The sequence below is a fragment of the Sedimenticola sp. genome, from assembly GCF_050289425.1.
In the GTDB taxonomy this organism is placed as follows: Bacteria; Pseudomonadota; Gammaproteobacteria; order Chromatiales; family Chromatiaceae; genus Sedimenticola.
The window spans coordinates 1-20670 of sequence record NZ_JBNKFS010000025.1 but is presented as its reverse complement, the minus strand read 5'-3'; the positions used below and the strand labels follow the sequence as shown (position 1 = coordinate 20670).

The 20670-nt window shown below is 56.7% G+C and carries 20 protein-coding genes and 1 pseudogene; 12 read left to right on the top strand and 9 right to left on the bottom strand.

Annotated features, from left to right (window positions below):
• Positions 1–27 precede the first annotated feature (27 nt).
• The 5 genes from ACQY5R_RS15515 to ACQY5R_RS15495 form a co-directional block, all read right to left on the bottom strand.
• Complete coding sequence (locus tag ACQY5R_RS15515) at positions 28–1128, bottom strand: amino acid ABC transporter permease (RefSeq protein WP_428609959.1); 1101 nt, start codon at positions 1126–1128, stop codon at positions 28–30.
• Between the two features lie 3 nt (positions 1129–1131).
• Positions 1132–2322: an amino acid ABC transporter permease gene (locus tag ACQY5R_RS15510; protein ID WP_428609958.1), complete on the bottom strand. Its 1191-nt coding sequence runs from the start codon at positions 2320–2322 to the stop codon at positions 1132–1134.
• Between the two features lie 89 nt (positions 2323–2411).
• On the bottom strand, positions 2412–3431 hold the full coding sequence (locus ACQY5R_RS15505) for an amino acid ABC transporter substrate-binding protein (protein ID WP_428609957.1): 1020 nt from the start codon (positions 3429–3431) through the stop codon (positions 2412–2414).
• A gap of 499 nt (positions 3432–3930) precedes the next feature.
• Complete coding sequence (locus tag ACQY5R_RS15500; protein WP_428609955.1) at positions 3931–4410, bottom strand: PaaI family thioesterase; 480 nt, start codon at positions 4408–4410, stop codon at positions 3931–3933.
• A gap of 62 nt (positions 4411–4472) precedes the next feature.
• Positions 4473–5249 (bottom strand): alpha/beta fold hydrolase, encoded by a 777-nt coding sequence (locus ACQY5R_RS15495; RefSeq protein ID WP_428609953.1) that lies wholly within the window; start codon positions 5247–5249, stop codon positions 4473–4475.
• Positions 5250–5479: 230 nt separating this feature from the next.
• Between ACQY5R_RS15495 and rpe the strand changes: the two genes are divergently transcribed.
• Entirely contained in the window at positions 5480–6166 is a 687-nt protein-coding gene (rpe, locus tag ACQY5R_RS15490; RefSeq protein WP_428609951.1) for a ribulose-phosphate 3-epimerase, read from the top strand.
• Complete coding sequence (locus tag ACQY5R_RS15485; RefSeq protein WP_428609949.1) at positions 6163–6843, top strand: phosphoglycolate phosphatase; 681 nt, start codon at positions 6163–6165, stop codon at positions 6841–6843. Before rpe ends, ACQY5R_RS15485 begins: the two co-directional genes overlap by 4 nt.
• Here the strand turns inward: ACQY5R_RS15485 and ACQY5R_RS15480 are convergent.
• Positions 6814–7215 (bottom strand): annotated as a pseudogene (locus ACQY5R_RS15480) (EAL domain-containing protein). The gene ACQY5R_RS15485 and the pseudogene ACQY5R_RS15480 sit on opposite strands and share 30 nt — an antisense overlap.
• Before the next feature lie 270 nt (positions 7216–7485).
• Between ACQY5R_RS15480 and trpE the strand changes: the two are divergent.
• From trpE to trpD, 3 genes are all read left to right on the top strand, one after another.
• Entirely contained in the window at positions 7486–8979 is a 1494-nt protein-coding gene (gene trpE, locus ACQY5R_RS15475; RefSeq protein WP_428609947.1) for an anthranilate synthase component I, read from the top strand.
• Between the two features lie 2 nt (positions 8980–8981).
• Complete coding sequence (locus tag ACQY5R_RS15470; protein WP_428609946.1) at positions 8982–9563, top strand: anthranilate synthase component II; 582 nt, start codon at positions 8982–8984, stop codon at positions 9561–9563.
• A 229-nt stretch (positions 9564–9792) separates the two neighbouring features.
• On the top strand, positions 9793–10815 hold the full coding sequence (gene trpD, locus ACQY5R_RS15465) for an anthranilate phosphoribosyltransferase (RefSeq protein ID WP_428609945.1): 1023 nt from the start codon (positions 9793–9795) through the stop codon (positions 10813–10815).
• Between the two features lie 70 nt (positions 10816–10885).
• Here the strand turns inward: trpD and ACQY5R_RS15460 are convergent, their stop codons facing one another.
• Entirely contained in the window at positions 10886–11779 is an 894-nt protein-coding gene (locus tag ACQY5R_RS15460) for an HDOD domain-containing protein (RefSeq protein ID WP_428609944.1), read from the bottom strand.
• A 272-nt stretch (positions 11780–12051) separates the two neighbouring features.
• Between ACQY5R_RS15460 and ACQY5R_RS15455 the strand changes: the two genes are divergently transcribed.
• From ACQY5R_RS15455 to ACQY5R_RS15435, 5 genes are all read left to right on the top strand, one after another.
• Entirely contained in the window at positions 12052–12390 is a 339-nt protein-coding gene (locus ACQY5R_RS15455) for an AF1514 family protein (protein WP_428609943.1), read from the top strand.
• Between the two features lie 57 nt (positions 12391–12447).
• Positions 12448–13359 (top strand): cysteine synthase A, encoded by a 912-nt coding sequence (cysK, locus tag ACQY5R_RS15450; RefSeq protein WP_428609941.1) that lies wholly within the window; start codon positions 12448–12450, stop codon positions 13357–13359.
• A gap of 234 nt (positions 13360–13593) precedes the next feature.
• On the top strand, positions 13594–14841 hold the full coding sequence (locus ACQY5R_RS15445) for an HD-GYP domain-containing protein (protein ID WP_428609940.1): 1248 nt from the start codon (positions 13594–13596) through the stop codon (positions 14839–14841).
• A gap of 9 nt (positions 14842–14850) precedes the next feature.
• A complete protein-coding gene (locus ACQY5R_RS15440; protein ID WP_428609938.1) occupies positions 14851–16110 on the top strand; it encodes a putative bifunctional diguanylate cyclase/phosphodiesterase in 1260 nt (419 codons plus the stop codon).
• A gap of 20 nt (positions 16111–16130) precedes the next feature.
• Positions 16131–17438 (top strand): HD-GYP domain-containing protein, encoded by a 1308-nt coding sequence (locus ACQY5R_RS15435; protein WP_428609936.1) that lies wholly within the window; start codon positions 16131–16133, stop codon positions 17436–17438.
• On the opposite strand, the gene ACQY5R_RS15430 is transcribed toward ACQY5R_RS15435, so the two are convergent.
• Together ACQY5R_RS15430 and ACQY5R_RS15425 are read right to left on the bottom strand one after the other, a co-directional pair.
• Positions 17435–17863, bottom strand: coding sequence for an acyl-CoA thioesterase (locus ACQY5R_RS15430; protein WP_428609935.1), 429 nt, complete (start codon positions 17861–17863; stop codon positions 17435–17437). The genes ACQY5R_RS15435 and ACQY5R_RS15430 overlap by 4 nt on opposite strands.
• A 136-nt stretch (positions 17864–17999) precedes the next feature.
• Positions 18000–18842 (bottom strand): LysR family transcriptional regulator, encoded by an 843-nt coding sequence (locus tag ACQY5R_RS15425; RefSeq protein ID WP_428609933.1) that lies wholly within the window; start codon positions 18840–18842, stop codon positions 18000–18002.
• A 111-nt stretch (positions 18843–18953) separates the two neighbouring features.
• Here ACQY5R_RS15425 and ACQY5R_RS15420 point away from each other — a divergent pair, with 111 nt between their 5' ends.
• A complete protein-coding gene (locus tag ACQY5R_RS15420) occupies positions 18954–20141 on the top strand; it encodes a YbfB/YjiJ family MFS transporter (RefSeq protein WP_428609932.1) in 1188 nt (395 codons plus the stop codon).
• A gap of 59 nt (positions 20142–20200) precedes the next feature.
• A complete protein-coding gene (locus ACQY5R_RS15415) occupies positions 20201–20404 on the top strand; it encodes a 2-hydroxymuconate tautomerase family protein (RefSeq protein ID WP_428609931.1) in 204 nt (67 codons plus the stop codon).
• Positions 20405–20670: the final 266 nt, after the last annotated feature.

Here is a 20670-nt window from a genome sequence, read left to right as displayed (position 1 = left end):
TCCAACTCTCTTGCGTATTCGTTAGTGTTACCGGGCATGGCCGGTGTGAAGTTTCTTTTCCAGGGCCATACTGTAACGGGACATACTGAAGCAGAAGATCCAGAAAATGCTGGCGGCAAATACATAACCTTCAATCGAGAACCCCAGCCAATCCGGATCGGCAAAGGCTTGCTGGATAATGGCCAGCAAATCGAACAGCCCGATAATCAGCACCAGCGTGGTGTCCTTGAACAGGGCGATAAAGGTGTTGACGATGCCGGGAATCACCAGCTTCAACGCCTGGGGCAGAATGATCAGTCCCATACTTTTCCAGTAACTGAGTCCCAGCGCCTCACCCGCTTCATACTGCCCCTTCGGTATCGCCGCCAAACCACCACGGATAACTTCGGCCATATAGGCCGACTGAAACAGGGCAATACCGATCATGGCCCGAAGCAATTTGTCGAAGTTGGTCCCTTCCGGCAAAAACAGCGGCAGCATTACCGAGGACATGAACAGCACGGTGATCAACGGCACGCCGCGCCAAAACTCGATAAACACCACACAGACCGACCTGACGATGGGCATCTTTGAACGCCTTCCCAACGCCAGCACAATACCCAATGGCAACGAGGCAACAATGCCGACTCCGGCCAAAATCAGGGTTAAGCTCAATCCGCCCCATCTACTCGTCTCTACATGGGTCAGGCCGAAATGACCGCCGGAGAAGAGTTGGAAAGTAATGATGGGGTAGAACACCAAAATGAAGCCGGCCAGCTTGCCCTTATGCTGAAACTTTTTGATAAACAAGGGGATCGCCATCACGATCAATAGACCAAAGGCCAGATTGATTCGCCAGTACTCCGACTCTGGAAAAAAGCCATACATAAACTGATTCATGCGCACCTTGACAAACACCCAACAGGCGCCCGCATCGCCAGTACAGGCTTCACGGGTCTCGCCGACCCAGGTGGAATCGAGAAACACCCAGCTGATGACCGGTGGGACCGTGAGGTAAATCAGATAGATCGCAAACAGACTCAGCACCGAATGTATTGGCGAAGAAAACAGATTGCTCCTCAACCAACCGAGCACGCCGACACTCAAAGTGGGCGGTGGCAGATCGGGATGGGGGGTATGAACTGTCATGGTTTACCTCTCCACCAGTTGAATACGTTTGTTATACCAGTTCATGAACAGCGAGATCGTCAGGCTGACCGTGAGATAGACGCCCATGGTCATGGCGATCACCTCTACAGCCTGTCCGGTCTGGTTCAAGGTAGTTCCTGCAAACACCGCCACCAGGTCGGGATACCCAATCGCTGTCGCCAGCGAGGAGTTCTTGGTCAGGTTCAGGTATTGACTGGTTAACTGGGGAATAATCACTCGCAGTGCCTGAGGGATGATCACCAGGCGCAAGGTGGGACCGGGACGCAGTCCCAGCGCATGAGCGGCTTCCGTCTGACCATGGCTGACGGCCAGAATTCCGGAGCGGACCGCTTCCGCAATGAATGTTCCGGTATAGATACTCAACGCAACCAATAGCGCCGCCAGCTCGGGAATAATCACCATACCGCCGCCCATATTGAAACGCTGCAGTACGGGAAAATCCCAACTCAAAGGCATACCCAGCATCATAAACGTCAACAGCGGCAAGCCGACAATCAACCCGATAGACGCATAAACTGTATGAAACTGTTCACCGGTCTCTTCCTGTCGCTTATGTGCCCAGCGAACCACCAGGATACTGGCCATGATCGCCACCCCTAGGGCCACGACTACCAGCCAGAAACCCTGCTCAAAAATGGGGCTTGGCATGTAAAGTCCGCGATTATTGAGAAACAGCGTATCGTTGAAAATCATGCTTTGACGGGGACCGGGAAGCGGCCTAAGCACGGCAAAATACCAAAACATGATCTGCAGCAGCAGGGGGATATTGCGGAACGTCTCAATATAGACTGTTGCCAGTTTTGAGATAATCCAATTCTTGGATAGTCTCGCCACACCCATGATGAAACCGATAATGGTGGCAAAAAAGATACCCAATGACGCGACCAACAAGGTGTTAAGCAAACCCACCAGGAAGGTGCGCCCGTAGGTGTACGTCTCATCGAAGGGGATCAGGGTCATCAAAATACCGAAACCGGCCTCGTTATTGAGAAAGCCAAAACCGGTACTGATGCCACGTTGCTCCATGTTGTGGAGCGTATTTTGAAAAATGGTGTAGCCAAATAGTCCGATGCCGGTTACCAGCAGGATCTGGAAAAAAAGCGACCGGACAGCCGGTCGTCTCCAGAGTGCCGGTTTTGCGGGTTCCAGCACTGTCCGTTGTTCATCCGCCATAAAAATACCTTCAGGGCAGTTAAAGCAAGTAAGCCACAGGGCAGTATTGACCCACCCTGTGGCTCCCTAAGCGTGCTCGGGCACGTTACTTAGCGGATAGGCGGTGCGTACTGCAGGCCACCTTTGTTCCAGAGCGCATTCTGACCACGGGCGATCTTCAACGGACTGCCCATACCGACATTGCGTTCAAACGCCTCAGCGTAGTTACCGACCTGTTTAATAATGTCGGCCGCCCAGTTGTCAGAGAGACCAAGACCACTTCCCTTGATACCTTCCTTACCTAACAGACGGCGAACATTGGGGTTGGCACTGGACATATTTTCATCCACATTGCCTGAATTGATCCCCAATTCCTCGGCATTCAGCATGGCAAACAAGGACCAGCGGACAATCTTGTACCACTCGTCGTCACCCTGTGCGGTAACCGGCCCCAGCGGCTCTTTGGAAATCACTTCGGGCAGCACCAGCGCACCATCCGGATTACCCAGTTTGATGCGCAATGCGTACAGTTGCGACTGGTCGGACGTCAGTGCGTCACAACGGCCGGCATCAAACGCCTTGACGGTTTCGTCAGAAGAGTCGAAGGTTACCGGGGTGTAGGACATATCGTTGGCGCGGAAGTAATCAGCCAGATTGAGTTCTGTCGTGGTACCCGCCTGAATACAGAAAGAGGCACCATTCAGCTCCAGTGCACTCTTCACTCCCAGTTTCTTGGTCACCATAAAGCCTTGACCGTCATAGTAGTTGACGCCCGCAAAATTGAGGCCCAAAGACGAATCACGAGTCAGAGTCCAGGTGGTATTACGAGAGAGCATGTCGATCTCGCCGGATTGCAGCGCGGTAAAACGTTCCTTGGCGGTCAGTGGTGTAAATTTGACCTTACTTGCATCGCCGAACACGGCTGCCGCCACGGCACGACAAACATCCACGTCCAGACCCGACCAGTTACCTTTTTCATCGGCCGTAGAGAAACCGGGCAGACCGGTACTGACACCACATTGCACAAACCCTTTCTTTTTAACTTCATCGAGGGTGGCACCGGCAAAGGCGTTGGTTGACATGGCTGCAGTCAGAGCGACTGCCGAGGCGATTACATGAATTTTCTTCATGGTACAGTTTTCCCCTTGTGAGAGATATTGTTGACATCGGTTTGATGTATTCCGGCACGTGCAGCGGTTCTGCCCATCGCGCGCTGATCCTCCTCAGCAACGACGATTTCGTACCAACAGATCACATTGAGATCAGACGTTTATCCAAAAATGCTAAAGTACTGATGCACAACATGCTAAGTCGAACAAACTCTAGCCCTACAGAGTGCGATCTGCAAGCCTATTTGTGAATTTCGGCATCGAGAAAAATGCTGCTGCGCATCAATTACAAGATGACACATATAAGGAGTAGCGAAGCAAACAAGGGGCCCTATTTCCAGGGTTACCCTTTCAATCTCCATGGACTTTAAGGGTCCGGCGTGTCTTGAACAGAACGCAATCCGCGGCAGCCGACTGGAAATAAAAGTACTAATCGTAAAATCCAATAGGGATTGAGGTAGCGGATAGACAGATTATTCCCGGCCTCCAACCCCTTCCCCGGATACCCATCCTGCATTCGCTATCCGATAACCTCAGGTTTGGCCTCTACCGCCATCAAGGTTTGCAGTGCCGTGGCACAGAGCGTCTCCCGCCCCTGATTGACGGCAATGATCTCGATTTCCGTGGTGGTCAAAGAACGTCCCGCCCTGACAACGCGGCCACGACCAATCAGGCGCTCACCCCGACCCGGCGCAACGATATTGGTTTTATACTCCACGGTAACGATCCACATCCCCTCCGGCAACAAACTCCAACCGGCAAATCCCCCCGACACATCCGCCAGCGTGGCGATCGCCCCGCCATGGAAATAGCCGTGGTTCTGACTGATATCCGGTCGGTAGGGGAGTTGCAATTCACAGAAGCCCGGCTCGATTCGCGCCAACTCCACACCGAGCGACGCCAGCATCGCCTGGCCGGCGAACGCCTCCCGCACCCGCTGGGCATAATCGGGATTGCGCGGTTCAAAAATCAGCGAATCACTGTGGCGGCTCTGTCTCATCGGGTTTTCTCCAGTCACTCCTGGCCAAACCTTAGTTAACGTTTGCGTTAACGTCAATATAATCAGCGGTTGACGGTTTCACCGGGCGCCACCCGTCCCAGCCAGGCACGTACTTCAGCAATCAAGGTGTCGCTCAAGCCATTGAAAAAATGATCGGCGCCGGCAACCTGGTGCTGTCGGTAGGCGGTATTACCGGCCTGCCTGGCAGATGCGGCACGGGCAGGTACCGTGTCAAGCACCGAATCGATATCGCGACTACCATAGATATCGAGTACCGGCAGGGTCAGTTTTTTCAATGCGCCCAAGGTGCCGGTATCCGCCTCTGCCACCTCCGCCGGTAAGCCGATTGCCACAAAGGCCCGGAGCTCATCCGGGGCGGTCTGAGCCAAATACTCAACCCCCATACGGGCACCCAGGCTGTGCCCAATCAGAACAATGTTGGCGACGCCTTGCTGCTTGAGAAACTCGACCGCGGCTGTGATACGGGGGAAGGCTTCCGGTATCAAGGCTCGATAGACCCAGTCCGACGCATCGGAAGCCGCTATCGGCAATTGGATGGAAAGCGTCTTCCAACCATACTCGGGTAGCCGGGAGCGTAACGGATTAACCACGTCCACCCAGTCAGGATGCGCCCCGCGCCCATGCAGAATAATGACCGCCCCCTGGCTGTAAGCGGTCGCCTCTGTGGCATAAATACCAAAAAAGGGGGCGCCTTGCGCCTGCAGCGTCACCGGCTCTCCCACCAACAACATATCTTGAATCTCGTTGGCAATGCGCCCCTCCCGAGCCAGATCCGACGCCCACAGTGGAGTCGCAAACAGCAATACGGCAAGTAACATCCATCTGATCCCCATATATCCTCCGACAACGCTTTCCAATAACCCGGTCTTAGACGATCCCTGTCGCTTACCAATGTGGTGATTATGCTTAAGCTTTATTTATAGAAACCATAAATAACTCTTCTCAATCAATATCTTACGAAATTTGCAGGTGAAATGTACCGACGCATGCGGTAGAGTGCCCCCATTCACAATAAGACAGGCCGGCCAGGCCAGACGGGAGAAGTTCCATGACCGATTACAAAATAGCACCATCCATCCTCTCTGCCGACTTTGCCAGATTGGGCGAGGAAGTTGACAATGTGTTGGCAGCCGGTGCGGACATTGTGCATTTTGATGTGATGGATAACCACTATGTCCCCAACCTGACCATCGGCCCGCTGGTGTGTGAAGCCTTACGTAAGCATGGCGTCACTGCGGATATCGACGTCCACATGATGGTGAGACCGGTGGATCGCATCATTCCCGATTTCGCCGCCGCCGGCGCCACCTATATCACGTTCCATCCGGAAGCGAGCGAACACGTGGACCGCTCACTGCAGTTGATCCACGACCACGGCTGCAAAGCCGGGCTGGTATTCAATCCGGCCACCCCACTTAGCCACCTGGATTACGTGCTGGACAAGGTTGACATGATTTTGATCATGTCGGTCAACCCCGGCTTTGGCGGACAGAGCTTTATTCCCGCCGCACTGGACAAGCTGCGGGCCTGCCGCCAACTGATCGACGCCTCCGGACGGGATATCCGACTGGAGATCGATGGCGGCGTCAAAGCCGACAACATCCGTGAGATCGCCGCCGCCGGGGCCGATACCTTTGTTGCCGGTTCCGGCATCTTTGGCAAGGCCAGTGCCTCCGATCCACACCGGTATGATTCTATTATCGGCCAAATGCGTGAAGAGCTGGCCAAGGCATGAGTGCCGGATTACTGAAAAAGCCGCAACTGATACTGTTCGACCTGGACGGCACGCTGGTGGACAGCGTGCCTGACTTGGCTTTTTGTGTCGACGGCATGATGCAACAACTGGGCCGTCCGGCCTGGGGCGAATCCCGGGTCCGGGAGTGGGTCGGCAACGGCGTGGAACGCTTGGTACAGCGCGCCCTGATCGGTCAACTACACGGCGAGCCGGAAGAGAGCGACTATCAGCAGGCACTCCCCATCTTCATGGCGCTCTATCGTCAATACAACGGCCAGCGTTCGACGCTCTATGCCGGTGTAAAAGTGGCGCTTGAGCACCTGATTCAGGGCAGCTACACCCTGGCCTGCGTAACCAACAAGGCCGATCAGTTCACCCGCCCCCTGTTAAAGGCGCTGGGAATCCACGACTGCTTCAGTCTGATCACCAGTGGCGACACCCTACCGAGAAAAAAACCGGATCCCCTGCCGTTACTGCATAGCGCCGAACAGCTGGGGATCAGCCCGGCCGCATCCCTGATGGTCGGTGACTCATCGAACGATGTACAAGCGGCCCGGGCCGCCGGGTTTGATATTGTCTGCGTCCCCTATGGATACAATCATGGGGTGGACATTCGCGCTTCCGAGCCGGATGCGGTGATCGAGTCGCTAGAGCAACTCGAGGGACTGTTTGAATAGATAATCGGCTTGAAAAAACGACGTGACATCTTCCGCCGGCAGCGGTCGACTGATCAGATACCCTTGCACCTGGTCACAGCCGATTCGTTTTAGGTAATCGAACTGCCCCGCTGTTTCACACCCCTCGGCCACGACCCTGAGTTACAGGCTGTGACTCAGGCCGACCACCGCCTGGACAATTGCGACCGCATCCTGATCATCACAAACTCCGCCGATAAAACTACGATCGATCTTGAACGCATCAATGGGAAACCGGCTCAAGTTATTGAGACTGAAATAGCCGACGCCAAAATCATCAATGGTCAGGGTAAAGCCGAGCCGTCGTAACCGGTTCAACGCCTCCATCGCCGTTTCAAAATCCTGCTGTAACACACTTAATGCCCGCCTTCACCGGGCGGTGAATAGCCCTCTCTGGTACTATCGACCGTACCCGGTATCCCTTTCATCGCTCTACTCAAGCGCGAAACGGTAATCCAGGGTGGATAGTTTGCCTCGAATCGATTATCTTACTCCCACAAATTAAACAGCAATAAGCCCTTCCGCATGCTCCACCACGAGATAGACAAGACAGGAACACGATGGCGTTGGTGATGCCCGCGTCACGATATCCCTATCTTTAGTTTTGCTTGTGTGGAGAGGCACATGACTCCGGAACAATTCAATCAGTTGGCCGCCCAGGGCCATAACCGCATCCCACTGATGTGTGAAGTGCTGGCCGACCTGGACACCCCGTTAAGCGTCTACCTCAAGTTGGCCGATGCCCCCAACTCTTATCTGCTGGAGTCGGTGCAGGGTGGCGAGAAGTGGGGCCGCTATTCGATCATCGGCCTGCCATGCCGCACGCTGCTACGCGTGAACGGGCATCAGGTTACCGTCGAGGCCGACGGTGCTGTAGTGGAATCCCATGTGGTCGAGGATCCCCTGGCCTTTATCGAATCCTTCCAGCAGCGCTACCGGGTGGCCGGTCATCCCGATCTGCCCCGCTTCACCGGTGGGCTGGTGGGCTACTTCGGCTATGACACCATCCGCTATATCGAACCCAAACTGGCTGACTGTCCCAACCCGGACAGCATCGGCACCCCGGATATTCTGCTTCTGGTATCGGACGAAGTGGTGGTGTTCGACAATTTGCGCGGCCGGCTCTATGTGATCGTACACGTGGACCCCACCACGGGTGGCACCTACGAATCCGGTCGGCAACGACTGAAAACCGTGGTAGGACAGATGCGCGAATGCCTACCGGACCAACCGTCCAGCCAACGCCGTCAGATTAACGAAGCCGATTTCATCTCCGGCTTTACCGAGCAGGGGTTCAAGCAGGCGGTAGAGCGGATCAAGCGGTACATCCTGGACGGGGACTGCATGCAGACGGTAATCTCGCAACGCCTCTCGATCCCCTACCACGCACAACCGCTGGACCTTTACCGGGCGTTGCGCGGACTCAATCCCAGCCCCTACATGTACTTCTACAATCTGGGTGATTTCCACATCGTCGGCTCCTCGCCGGAGATACTCACGCGACTGGAGGACGGCGAAGTGACGGTACGCCCAATCGCCGGCACCCGCCCACGGGGGAAAACCGACACCGAAGACCTGGCCCTGGAACAAGAGTTGCTGGCCGATCCCAAGGAGCTGGCCGAGCACTTGATGCTGATCGATCTGGGGCGCAATGACGCCGGCCGGGTCGCAAAAACCGGTAGCGTCAAGCTGACGGATAAAATGATCGTGGAGCGCTACTCCCACGTCATGCATATCGTCTCCAATGTCACGGGGGAACTGAAAGAGGGGATGAACGCCATCGATGTACTGCGCGCCACCTTCCCCGCCGGTACCGTCAGCGGCGCACCCAAGATCCGCGCTATGGAGATTATCGACGAACTGGAACCGGTCAAGCGCGGTATCTACTCCGGCGCCGTCGGTTACCTCTCCTGGAACGGCAACATGGATACCGCCATCGCCATCCGCACCGCCGTGATCAAGGATAAGCAGTTGCACATCCAGGCCGGGGCCGGCGTGGTGGCCGATTCGCAGCCGCAAATGGAGTGGGACGAAACCATGAACAAGGGGCGCGCGGTCTTCCGTGCCGTGACCCTGGCGGAAGCCGGCCTGGAAAACAACAGCTGTGGGGAGGCATAGCCATGTTACTGATGATCGATAACTATGACTCCTTCACCTACAACCTGGTGCAGTACTTCGGCGAGCTGGGCGCAGACGTGCGCGTCTACCGGAACGATGGCGTCACCCTGGATGAGATCGAGTCGCTGCAGCCGGCCCATATCGTGATCTCACCCGGCCCCTGCACCCCAAACGAAGCCGGCATCTCGGTCGCCGCTATCCGGCATTTTGCCGGCCGGATACCGATACTCGGTGTCTGTCTGGGGCACCAGTCGATCGGCCAAGCCTTTGGCGGCCGCATCATCCATGCCCGGGAAGTGATGCATGGCAAGACATCCTTGATCTACCACGCCAATGCCGGCATCTTCAACGGGCTGAACGATCCCTACACCGCCACCCGCTATCACTCACTGGTGATCGACCGGAACAACCTGCCGGACTGCCTGGAGATCACCGCCTGGACCCAGGACGAAGCGGGTGAAATGGATGAGATCATGGGTATCCGGCATCGCGAACTGAATGTCCAGGGTGTGCAATACCATCCGGAATCGATCCTGTCCGAACACGGACACGATTTGCTGCGCAATTTTTTAACCGGTAAATAATCAGAAATTATTCTGGCAAAGACGCAAAGTACGCAAAGATCACGGAAAGCAGCCACCCTCGGAATGCCGCGTTTAACCATCGCCACGGGGGCGCGGCAACGCTAAAGGGCAACTGCCGTGACAAACTAAAAATAAGGCACTGTTCCTTCGCGTTCTTGGCGTCTTTGCGAGAGATCAATAAAATTACCCGGATAACGGGACGCACAGTTTAAAGTCGAGGGGAAACACTATGGAGATGCCACAGGCGATCAATCAGGTACTGGCGCACAAAGATCTCTCCGCCGAGGAGATGACCAGCGTGATGCGCACCATTATGACCGGCGGCGCCACCCCGGCGCAGATCGGCGGCTTTCTTATCGGACTGCGCATGAAAGGGGAGTCGGTAACCGAAATTGCGGCTGCAGCAGCCGTAATGCGGGAACTGGCCAGCGGTGTCGCCATCAGCGACCTGCCGAATACGGTAGACATTGTCGGCACCGGCGGCGACGCGTCCGGCACCTTCAATATCTCCACCGCCTCGATGTTTGTTGCCGCGGCAGCCGGCTGCAATGTCGCCAAGCACGGCAACCGCTCCGTCTCCAGCAAATCCGGTGCCGCCGACGCCCTGGAAGTTGCCGGCATCCGCCTCGATCTCACTCCGCAACAAGTGGAGCAGTGTGTACGCCAGGTCGGCGTCGGATTTATGTTTGCCCCGGGGCATCACAGCGCCATGAAGCACTCCATCGGGCCGCGCCGGGAGATGGGCGCCCGCACCATCTTCAATGTGCTCGGTCCCCTGACCAATCCGGCCGGCGTCCCCAACCAGTTGCTCGGCGTGTTCAGCGAAGAGCTGTTGGATCCCATGGCCCAGGTACTACAGAAACTGGGCAGCCGCCACGTTATGGTGGTGCACTCCCGGGATGGGCTGGACGAAATCAGCATCGGCGACCGGACCGAGGTGGCGGAGCTGAAACAGGGGCAGGTGAGGCGGTTCAGCATCCAACCGGAAGACTTCGGCCTGAAACGGACCCCGATCGATCAGTTGAAGGCGGCAGACGCCACCGCCAGCCTGACCATTATTCGCGACGTGCTGGACAACCAGGCCGGACCCGCCAGGGATATTGTTCAACTCAACGCCGGCGCAGCCATTTACACCGCTGGCGTAGCCGATACTTTACACGAAGGGATCGAACGGGCGGGACAGGCCATCGCCAGCGGCGAGGCCAGAAATCGTCTGGATCGGCTGGTCATCCTCACCCAGAGTTTCGACTGAGACAGTCGATGCCCCGGATTGGCACCGGGCTATCGGCCATCAGTAGCGGAAGTGGTTATCCCGGGGAATATCAGATCGCACTCTCGTCGACAGCGAAGATCCGGTACATCGCCTCGATCATTTCTCCGGAAACCGTATCGGTCACCTGCACCACCTGGCGCTGACTGAGCCCCGTCAGATCCCAGGCGGGCTGCGCTATCTTATCGAATATCTGCTCCATCAACAGATCTGTATTCAACCCATGGGTGATCCAGGCGGCAACATTCAGCACGGCTACCTGTTTAGCGATGGACTGGGCATTTTCAGGCCGCTGCAGATAGGCGAAGGAATCGACGAAACTTTGCGGCAGTTTCCAGGCCTTCATCAACTGCATACCCAACTCATTGGCATCACAACCGATCAGTTGGCGCTCCATCGCGTAAAAACCCAGCAGATCATCTCCCGACTCCGCCAGCGCCTGACGGCACTCATCCGGAAAACGGCTGTACAGAATCAGGTGACCGATATCCAGCAATAGCCCGCGCACAAACAGGCTCTCGGTCTCGCGTATGCCAGACGCCCTGGCCAACTCACGGGCGAGGAATCCGCACATGACGCTCCGGTACCAAAAGGTACTCATATCCATCAGTTCATTGGGTAATCCTTCGAATGCCTGGGCCACACTGGTGGCCAAAGCCAGGTCATGTATCTGCTGGGTACCGAGAATATTCACCGCCCGGGTAATGGTCTCCACCTGCGAGGGCAATCCGTAATAAGCGCTGTTGGCGATGCGCAGCAGGCGAGCGGCCAGCGCCGGATCCAACGAGACCACATCGGCCACATCCTTCATGCTGCTGTCTTCCGAAGCCATCACCTCCTGCAGACGGGTATAGGCAGCCGGCAGGGAGATCAGGGTAAGGGAATCCTGTACCAACTGTTCGGAAGTGTGTAGCACATGGGGCTGTGCACCGGTACTCATTGACATGTCTCTCTCCTGCAGTAACCTGATAATCCTTTTAGGTATAGCGGCCGGCCGCGGCAAATCCTGTGTGCGGAAGGTCTCATTTTTTACTTTTCTGCCAGGAAATATAGCAGTCATTACCCCCGGATACCCTGTGCAATGCCTCAGCCTACCTATAATTCGCCCTTCCGGGTGACAACTTGGCCTCTATCATTACTTGCACATCCTACTTCGATTCATCCGTTTGCCGGTAACCCTAAAACCGCAACACCCCTTTTTACGACACGGAGACAACGATGGACGATCCGCATTCCGACAGTATTTGCCATCTGCCCACAGAGCCGGACTACAGCGGTGTCACCCTGGTCACGCTTGAGCCGGACAAAGCGCCGCAGGACTACCAGGAAGCGATGCAACTGGCTAACCAGGAGGCACAACGCCGACTCGGTGAGCACATGCTGCTCTCCTGGTACGACCGGGACCGTGATTTCGAGTCCCCCCAACACGCCAGTGAATGCCACCAGCGGAGCGCCATCCCCGGCTACGTGGATTATGCCCTCTATCGCCATGCCACCCTGCGCATCGATTTCCAGCAGGGACGCTTTGTCTTTTTCTACCTGCCGGTCGATCTCTGAGGCAGGAAAGCGCTAAATAGGCTATTATCCCGGGCTCGTTAACAGCCGGCTATCCTGATGAAATACGACAATATACTGCAGACTATTGGTCATACGCCCGTCATCCGCCTAAACAAAGTCAGCGACATCCTGGCGGCCGAACTCTGGGTCAAACTGGAAAGTTTCAATCCGGCAGGCTCGGTCAAGGATCGCCCGGCACTGAACATGATCGAGTGCGCGGAACGGCGCGGCACACTAAAGCCCGGCGATACCATTATCGAGCCCACCTCAGGCAATACCGGTATCGGGCTGGCCATGATTGCAGCCCAAAAAGGATATCCATCCGTATTTGTAATGGCCGAGGATATGAGCGAAGAGCGCAAAACCATCCTGCGCGCCTTCGGCGGTATACTGGTACTCACTCCGGCTGAAAAAGGCACTAAGGGCGCCATAGAAGAAGCCAAAAGACTGGCTGCAGAAAACGGCTGGTTCTTCGTGGGACAGCACTTCAACCCAGACAATCCGGATGCCCATCAGGGAACCGCCGATGAAATATGGGAAGACTTCGGCACGCAGCTCGACGCCATCGTCTGCACCACCGGCACCGGCGGTACCATCTCAGGGATCGGCAAATATATGCGCCGGTACAACCCGGCTATCCAGATTATTGCCACCGAGCCGGCCGACTCGCCTATCCTCTCCCAAGGCATCGCCTGCAAGCACAAAATCATGGGCACCGCACCCGGCTTTATCCCGGAAACCCTGGACACCAAGATCTACGATCGTATTTACTCGATCACGACCGAAGAGGCATATGACACCACCCGCTTCCTGGCACAGCAAGAGGGCATTTTCGCCGGCATCTCTTCCGGAGCTGCCGTGGTGGGAATGATCAAGGCGGCGCGCGAAGAGACGTTCCGAGACAAGGTGTTGTTGGCCATGCTGCCGGACACCGGCGAACGCTACCTCAGTACGGATCTCTGGACATAAGGGCCCCTTCAAGGCAATCTCATTGAAGTGGCAGATCCGTAACCGTGTGAGCGAATAAAGTTCCGACCGTTACGGCCGACATAGAAGGAAATCCCGGAGGATGCGGATTCGACTGGCAAGGGGAATGTGCCCTTAGCCTGATGGAAACCATGCACACCCCATAAGTAGAAAACAAGGAAAGGCTGGGCGCTTCCGGATAACCGTTAATTAAGAACAGCAAGCTTAAATAGCCCGATGCCGATAACCGTCCTAAAAGTTCGCGTCAATGACCTGCAGCCGGGCATGTATGTTTCCAGTCTCGACCGGCCTTGGCTGGAGACGCCCTATCCTATCCAGGGGTTTCGCATCGCTTCGGAACGGGATCAAAGACACCTGAAGCAGTACTGCGATTATGTCTATGTCGACGTAATTAAGAGCGAAGCGCTCTCCATTCCCAAACATATCCTGCTCAATGACGAAGGTGACCAACCGAAATCTGACGCCGCACAAATTCTCAAGCTGACCCAACGACCACGTATCATCTATGAAAAAGCCACCTCACGAGAAGAGGAGCTGTCGACCGCCCAAACCCACTACCGATCAGTAGAGAACACCTACCAGACCCTGCTTAGGGATGCGGAAAACAATGCCAAGCTGAATCTGCCCGTTTTGCGGAAATCGATCGAGCCGATGGTCCAAAGCATCATACGCAATCCCGACGCCTTCATCTGGTTGACCCACCTGAAAAACATGGACAACTACACCTATCACCATGCTGTCAGTTGCTCGGTGTGGGCGGTCGCTTTCGGTCGCCACCTGGGACTGCCAACAGAAAAGCTCAACTCGTTGGCAACCGGCTGTTTTCTGTTCGATATCGGCAAGTGCAAGCTCCCTAAAGCTCTGCTCAACAACACGCGTCGCCTCAGCAGCGAAGAGTTCAACACAGTGAAGCAGCATGTACTGTTTGGCCTGGAAATGGTCAAACAGGCCAAAGGGGTCAACAAAGATGTACTGGACATGATCCGCACCCACCACGAGCGCCATAACGGCAGCGGTTATCCACTGGGTCTATCAGATGACCAGATCCCACTATTTGGTCGTATTGCCGGTATCGTGGACGCCTACGATGCCATCACGTCCCATCGTCCCTTCTGCAAACCGATTCCGGCCTATGAAGCGATAGACGGGCTGTACCAATGGCGCGGGGTCGATTTTCAGACTGAGCTGGTGGAGCAGTTTATCCAGGTAGTGGGCATCTACCCGGTCGGCAGCCTGGTGGAGCTGAGTGACGACACCGTCGGCGTGGTAATCAGCCAAAACGAACATTTCCGTCTGCGACCACAAATCATGGTATTGCTGGATGCCGACAAAAAGCTGTTGGACGAGTTCTACGAGATTGACCTGCGTGTCGACCTGGAGAGCGAATCGGCAACCTTACCCACCATATCGCGTGGGTTGCCACCGGGCGCCTATGATTTGGACCAGAGCCAATACTACTTCTAAGTCCAAACTATGCTAAACGAATTCATTTCAACGCCTGCACAGTTACTCGCCCATCTTGAGGCGCTGATGGCGACGTCCGACAAAAATTGCGCACTGATGCTCATTGGCCTACACGGATTACGGCGTATGGGCCGAATCTTCGGCGCCCGGCTTTCAGAAGAGATTCTCGTCGAGCTGCTCGGGCAGATTCACCGCGCACTTCGACCCGACGACAGGATTCTACGTACCGGACGCTTTGAGTTTGCCGTGCTGATCCCGGGCCTGCTGAATCGTGGCCATGCCGTGCTCGCGGTAAATAAACTGGCCGGCATACTTGATAACCCCATCGAGATCCGCGACAAAGAGCGCAAACTGCCCTTCTCGATCGGCCTCTCCCTCTCCCCGGAACACAGTACCGACCCGGAGCAACTGTTCCGTTACGCCGAGATTGCCGTTTTAGCGGCGAAGATCACCCAGACACCTTACCAAATCTACACCCAAGACGATCTAGCCGCCATTGTCACCGACTGGGATATTGAAGGTGATCTGGACCGGGCCATCGCCCAGGACCAACTCAGCCTACACTACCAGCCCAAGATATCATCCCGCAGTGGCGAACTGCTTGGCGCTGAAGCGCTGATGCGCTGGCATCACCCGGTTCATGGCATGATCCCCCCCGACCGTTTCATACCGGTGGCCGAACGTATGGGCATTATGCCGAAGCTGACCTGGTGGTGCCTCAACACCGCCCTGCGGGAGCGTATCGAGTGGGGCAGGGCGGATGCGGAACTCTCCGTCGCCGTAAACATCTCGGCACTCGATTTGACCGATGAGCGATTCATCAAATCGGTAACCGGCGCCCTCGGCATCTGGGATACAAGACCGGAACTGCTGACCCTGGAGATCACCGAGGGGTCATTGATGAAGGACATCGCCCTCAGTGCCACCATCCTGAAAAGATTGCAGAGTTATGGCATACGGGTTTCCATCGACGACTTTGGCACCGGCTACTCCTCACTCTCTTACTTCAAACAACTGCCGGCCGATGAGCTGAAGATCGACCGCTCCTTTATCCTCAATATTCCGGAGGACGACCTGGACAAACATATTGTCAGCACGATTATCCAGATGGCGCGAAAACTGCAGCTTGATATCGTTGCCGAAGGGGTCGAGACGGCCTTGATGCAACAGATACTGCTTGAGCTGGGCTGTGACATCATGCAGGGCTACCATATCGCCCGGCCGATGCCGCAAGCCGATTTCATCACTTGGTCGGCCACGCATAGTTAACCTGAAACAGCCCCTTACGCATGCGCATCCCGGACTCCAACTATCTGCAGCAAGTGGCTGAATTGGGCGAGGTGCAGTCGATCATCTGCACCGAGCAAATTCAGTCCGCCGATGGTCTCAAACTGCTGCCTAAAGGTGCTCGAATAAACCGCCAGGTCATCCAGCGCCTGCTCAGTCATAAGCTGCTCAAGCCGATCGATTTTACCACTCGCATCGAGGACGCGCTCGATCACCAGGCGCTGATCGCTCTGGGAAACAAAATGATGGCCCGGGAAACCGAAATGGGTCGGTTGTTGCGTATGATGCGCGGTGAGGGGTTTATCAGACTAAGTTGTCTGCGCATTCATCTGGAGACGCCGCTGCAGAACAAACTGACGGTGGCGCAGAAACTCCGGCCGGAGCTGCTGGAACACAGCCTGCGGGTCTTACTGGCCATTACGATTATCGGGGAACAGCTCGGCCTGCCGGAAAAGGAGCTGGAGGTGCTGGCCTCCGCCGGCCTGCTGCACGACCTGGGAGAGTTGCACCTGGGGATCGGAGATCTGCCGCTGGAACAGAACCTCAGTCTCGACCACTGGCAGCAGGTACGTAGCCATCCTATCGTCGGCGCCATGATACTGGAGCAATTTCCCGCCTATCGCCCCCACGTCGCAAGGACCGTCCGGGAACACCATGAACGCCTTGACGGCAGCGGCTATCCGCAGGGTAGCCAGGCCATTCGCATCAGTCGGGCCGGCCGCTTGCTCGCCTTCACTGAACTTGCCATCGGTGCATTGCGTAAATACTCGCTCCGGCAGCTTAGCACCATCATCAAGACCAACCTGGATGCCCTCGACCCGCAGCCGGTATCGGTATTCCTGGATGCCCTGCACCTGTCGCAGAGCGCTGACCAGAGTGCTCCAACCGAGATTCACAAGGAAAATGTTGTCACCCTATTCAAATTGATCTCTCAGCTGGTGACCAGCGCTGAATCGATGGTTGAGGCCGCCGCTTCCCCGCTCAACGGCGCTGAGCCCTGCTTGCTGGGGCCATCCATTATTAAACTGCAACAGACCCTGCGCCGCGCCGGATTCGATCCACACCAGACCGAAGCAACACTGCAGATGATCGGCGACGATCCGGGGTCTTTCATTGAATTGGAGGAGTTGATGCGGGAAGCCATCTTCCAGCTACGCAAGACGCTGCTGGAGATGCACCGACGCCGTAGCGAAGGGGTAAATGCCGGCCAACCGGATCAGGCCGGCGTCCGGCAGTGGATAGCCGAGGCTGAACAAAACCTGGACATCGCCGCCGGTCTGCTCAATCACCCCACACGCCGTGGCGGTTAAACATCCCGCAACATCGCCTCGCGAATCAACGCCGGCACCGGCATCGGTTGCTGGCTTTGGCGGTCAACATAGACATGTACCCAGTGCCCAGTGGCCGCCGCCTCATCTTCGCCCTGACGGAACATGGCCAGGGCGTAAGCCACGCTGGTACGACCCACCTTGATGACACGCAGTCCAAGATCGAGGATATCGGGGAAACTGACCGCCCGGCGGAACCGGCATAAGCTCTCGGCCGCATAGGGAATGACCGGATCCTGCATCCAATCCAGCCCGGCCTCGGTCAGGTACTGCACGATCAGCGCTTCATAGAGGCGATAGTAAATAACGTTATTGAGATGCCCGAACTGATCGTTGTCGTTCCAGCGCGTCGGGATGGTATAGAAGTAGCGGTAATCGTCACGCTTCAGCCATTCATTGTTGATCATGGGGATAACTCTATGTCTCCTCAAGCGCTCTCCCACTCATAGCCGAGCAGAATATAACCGCATGAATTAAGGGTATTTTATTGATGCTGCGATACAGCATAGTCGCATTTGATACTATCAGGCAAGCAACAAACTGTCAGCGGTTTTCCCCGGTCAGGGCAATCAGTTTCCGCATCGCGCCGTTCAGGGGGGTATCCTTGCGGCGGACCAGCAGGGTCTGGATCCGGGCGATATGTTCAGGAATCGGTGTCACCGCCACGTCGACCTGGAAGGCTGAACGCTCCACCACCGCCCGCGGCATCAAGGTACAGCCGAGACCGGCATCGACACAGCCCAAAATCCCCTCCAGGGTACCGTACTCCATGATGGAGTAGGGCAGCCGACCCTCCTCCCTCAGCCACTGCTCGGCCCGTGCCCGATAGACGCAGCCGGTACGAAACACCAACAGTACATTGGGCGACACCGCCTGGCGCGCCGTGACCAACACCAGCTCTTCTTCGAAGGCAATCTCACTCTCCAGTTCGGGATGCTCCACCGGCCCCCCGACATAGGCGCAATCCAGCCGGAGCTCCAGCACATCCCGGATCAACCCCTCGGTGCGCCCGGTGCTGACACTGATTTCCGCCGCCGGCATATCGCTATGCAGCGCCTTGAGAATGGCCGGCAAACGGATCGCCATAGTGGTCTCCATCGACCCGAGGCGCACCGAGCCGCCATCCTTGATGGTGCCGCGCACCGCATCCGAGGCTTGTAGCTCCAGGCGCAAAATGCGCTCGGCGTAACCCTTTAGCACCCGGCCGGCGGCGGTCAGGGACATGCCGCGGCTCTGGCGTACAAACAGCGCGGCACCCAGTTCCTGTTCCAGTTTTTTGATCCGGGCCGTCACATTGGACTGGACATAATGCAGTTTCTCGGCGGCGGCCGAGATACCCCCGGTTTCGGCAACACTGAGAAAGATACGCAGACTGCTGACTTCCATAACAGACCTCAAACATCACTAATTACGAATGATATGATCATTATAAATCGTTTGTATTGATAGACAAGCCCCTTCATGCTTCCAGGCAGATAACCTTCCAGGAGAACGGTCTTGAACAGATCACCCAATAACCTTGCCGTATTGGCGGGCGGGATCAGCAGCCTGATCCTTACCATGGGCATTGCCCGCTTCACCTATACCCCGGCGCTGCCACGCATGCAGGAGGACCTTGGGCTGGGCGATGACACCGCCGGCCTGTTGGCGGCGATGAATTTTGCCGGCTATCTCAGCGGCGCCCTGTTGGCCAGCAGCCTGGGCGACAACCGGATTAAAGAGCGCCTGTTCCGGGCTGGCCTGATCCTGGCCGTCCTCTGCAACGCCCTGCTGCCGTTAACCGAATCGATTCCCGTCTGGTCCCTGTTGCGCTACCTCTCCGGACTCAGCAGTGCCGCCGGTATGGTGATCGGTACCAGCCTGGTATTGGAGTATCTGACCCGACAAGGAGTCCGGCAACTGGTGGGCGTCCACTTTGGCGGGGTCGGGGTCGGCATCGTGCTTACCGCCCTGGCACTGGGAGGGGCGGACAGCCCATTGAACTGGAAACTCACCTGGTGGGCCAGCGCCTTGCTGGGGATACTGTTTGTACTACCCGCCTGGTTTTGGGTCCGGGGTGGCCGTGGGGCATCCCATCCACAGGCGGGACAACCCATTGCCTGGCGGGAGCTGGGACGACCGTTTCTCTACCTCACCGGTAGCTACTTTTTTGCCGGAGCCAGCTTTGCCGTGGGCACCACCTTCATCATTGCCGTTATTCAAACCAATCCGGACCTGGCCGGTTTCGACCGCTCAGCCTGGCTGCTACTCGGCCTGGCGGCGGCCCCCTCCTGTTACCTCTGGGTACGCTGGGCGGCACGTCTGGGCAACTTACAGACCCTGCTGGCCGCCTATCTAATCCAGACGATCGGTCTGTTGCTGCCACTATGGGGAACCGGCAGTGCCACCCTGGCCGGCGGACTCTGCTTCGGCTTTACCTTCATGGGGATTGTCGCCATGGTGCTGAGCCAGGCCGGACACCTGGCCCAGCACAATCCAGCCCGTTTGATGGGCCTGCTGGTCACCTCTTATGGCGTCGGCCAGATCAGCGGCCCTCTGGTCGCCGGCCAATTGATGGTGCAGAGTGGAAATCCCCAGGTCGCCCTCTGGCTGGCTGCCATCTTGAGTGGCGCGGGCACCCTGCTGGCGATCGGCACCCGCGAGCGGTCGGCGCTGGTCACAACCCGCTGTCCCCAGCCCGGCTAGCCTCGATGGGCGCCATTGCGCCCCTCCTATAACCTTTTGTCCATGACAAGGAGAGACCCATGCCTTATGTAAACATCAAAATCACCAACGAAGGCGCCACTGCCGAACAGAAGGCGATCCTGATAGATGGCGTGACCCGGCTACTGCAGGAGACCCTGAATAAAAATCCGGCCACGACCGTGGTCGTGATCGAGGAAGTGCCGACCGACAATTGGGGCATCGGGGGGCGTTCAGTCACCGAGCTGCGACGGGAGAAGAGATAGTCACATCCATCGCACGGGAGTCCCCTCCCCGTACCCAGATCGCGATGCTGAATTCCCCTGAGTAGGCCCCCCGTGGCTGCACAAGCCAGAGCGACGCTGTCGAAAAAGGGCAGGCACGGGGGCCTGCCCCTACCCCCGATTTTGACTGCAGGTGATATCTGCATCACCGGCGGCAGGTTAGGGCACTTCCCCGTTCGGCCTGTCGAGCATCGCAGGGCTGAGCGGGAATAAGCGTGAAATTGTCTGAGCCGCACAGCGGCGAGTTT

Coding starts and splice junctions, on each gene's coding strand:
- ACQY5R_RS15515 (WP_428609959.1), bottom strand. CDS start 1,128: ATGACAGTTCATACCCCCCATCCCGATCTGCCACCGCCCACTTTGAGT.
- ACQY5R_RS15510 (WP_428609958.1), bottom strand. CDS start 2,322: ATGGCGGATGAACAACGGACAGTGCTGGAACCCGCAAAACCGGCACTC.
- ACQY5R_RS15505 (WP_428609957.1), bottom strand. CDS start 3,431: ATGAAGAAAATTCATGTAATCGCCTCGGCAGTCGCTCTGACTGCAGCC.
- ACQY5R_RS15500 (WP_428609955.1), bottom strand. CDS start 4,410: ATGAGACAGAGCCGCCACAGTGATTCGCTGATTTTTGAACCGCGCAAT.
- ACQY5R_RS15495 (WP_428609953.1), bottom strand. CDS start 5,249: ATGTTACTTGCCGTATTGCTGTTTGCGACTCCACTGTGGGCGTCGGAT.
- rpe (WP_428609951.1), top strand. CDS start 5,480: ATGACCGATTACAAAATAGCACCATCCATCCTCTCTGCCGACTTTGCC.
- ACQY5R_RS15485 (WP_428609949.1), top strand. CDS start 6,163: ATGAGTGCCGGATTACTGAAAAAGCCGCAACTGATACTGTTCGACCTG.
- trpE (WP_428609947.1), top strand. CDS start 7,486: ATGACTCCGGAACAATTCAATCAGTTGGCCGCCCAGGGCCATAACCGC.
- ACQY5R_RS15470 (WP_428609946.1), top strand. CDS start 8,982: ATGTTACTGATGATCGATAACTATGACTCCTTCACCTACAACCTGGTG.
- trpD (WP_428609945.1), top strand. CDS start 9,793: ATGGAGATGCCACAGGCGATCAATCAGGTACTGGCGCACAAAGATCTC.
- ACQY5R_RS15460 (WP_428609944.1), bottom strand. CDS start 11,779: ATGTCAATGAGTACCGGTGCACAGCCCCATGTGCTACACACTTCCGAA.
- ACQY5R_RS15455 (WP_428609943.1), top strand. CDS start 12,052: ATGGACGATCCGCATTCCGACAGTATTTGCCATCTGCCCACAGAGCCG.
- cysK (WP_428609941.1), top strand. CDS start 12,448: ATGAAATACGACAATATACTGCAGACTATTGGTCATACGCCCGTCATC.
- ACQY5R_RS15445 (WP_428609940.1), top strand. CDS start 13,594: ATGCCGATAACCGTCCTAAAAGTTCGCGTCAATGACCTGCAGCCGGGC.
- ACQY5R_RS15440 (WP_428609938.1), top strand. CDS start 14,851: ATGCTAAACGAATTCATTTCAACGCCTGCACAGTTACTCGCCCATCTT.
- ACQY5R_RS15435 (WP_428609936.1), top strand. CDS start 16,131: ATGCGCATCCCGGACTCCAACTATCTGCAGCAAGTGGCTGAATTGGGC.
- ACQY5R_RS15430 (WP_428609935.1), bottom strand. CDS start 17,863: ATGATCAACAATGAATGGCTGAAGCGTGACGATTACCGCTACTTCTAT.
- ACQY5R_RS15425 (WP_428609933.1), bottom strand. CDS start 18,842: ATGGAAGTCAGCAGTCTGCGTATCTTTCTCAGTGTTGCCGAAACCGGG.
- ACQY5R_RS15415 (WP_428609931.1), top strand. CDS start 20,201: ATGCCTTATGTAAACATCAAAATCACCAACGAAGGCGCCACTGCCGAA.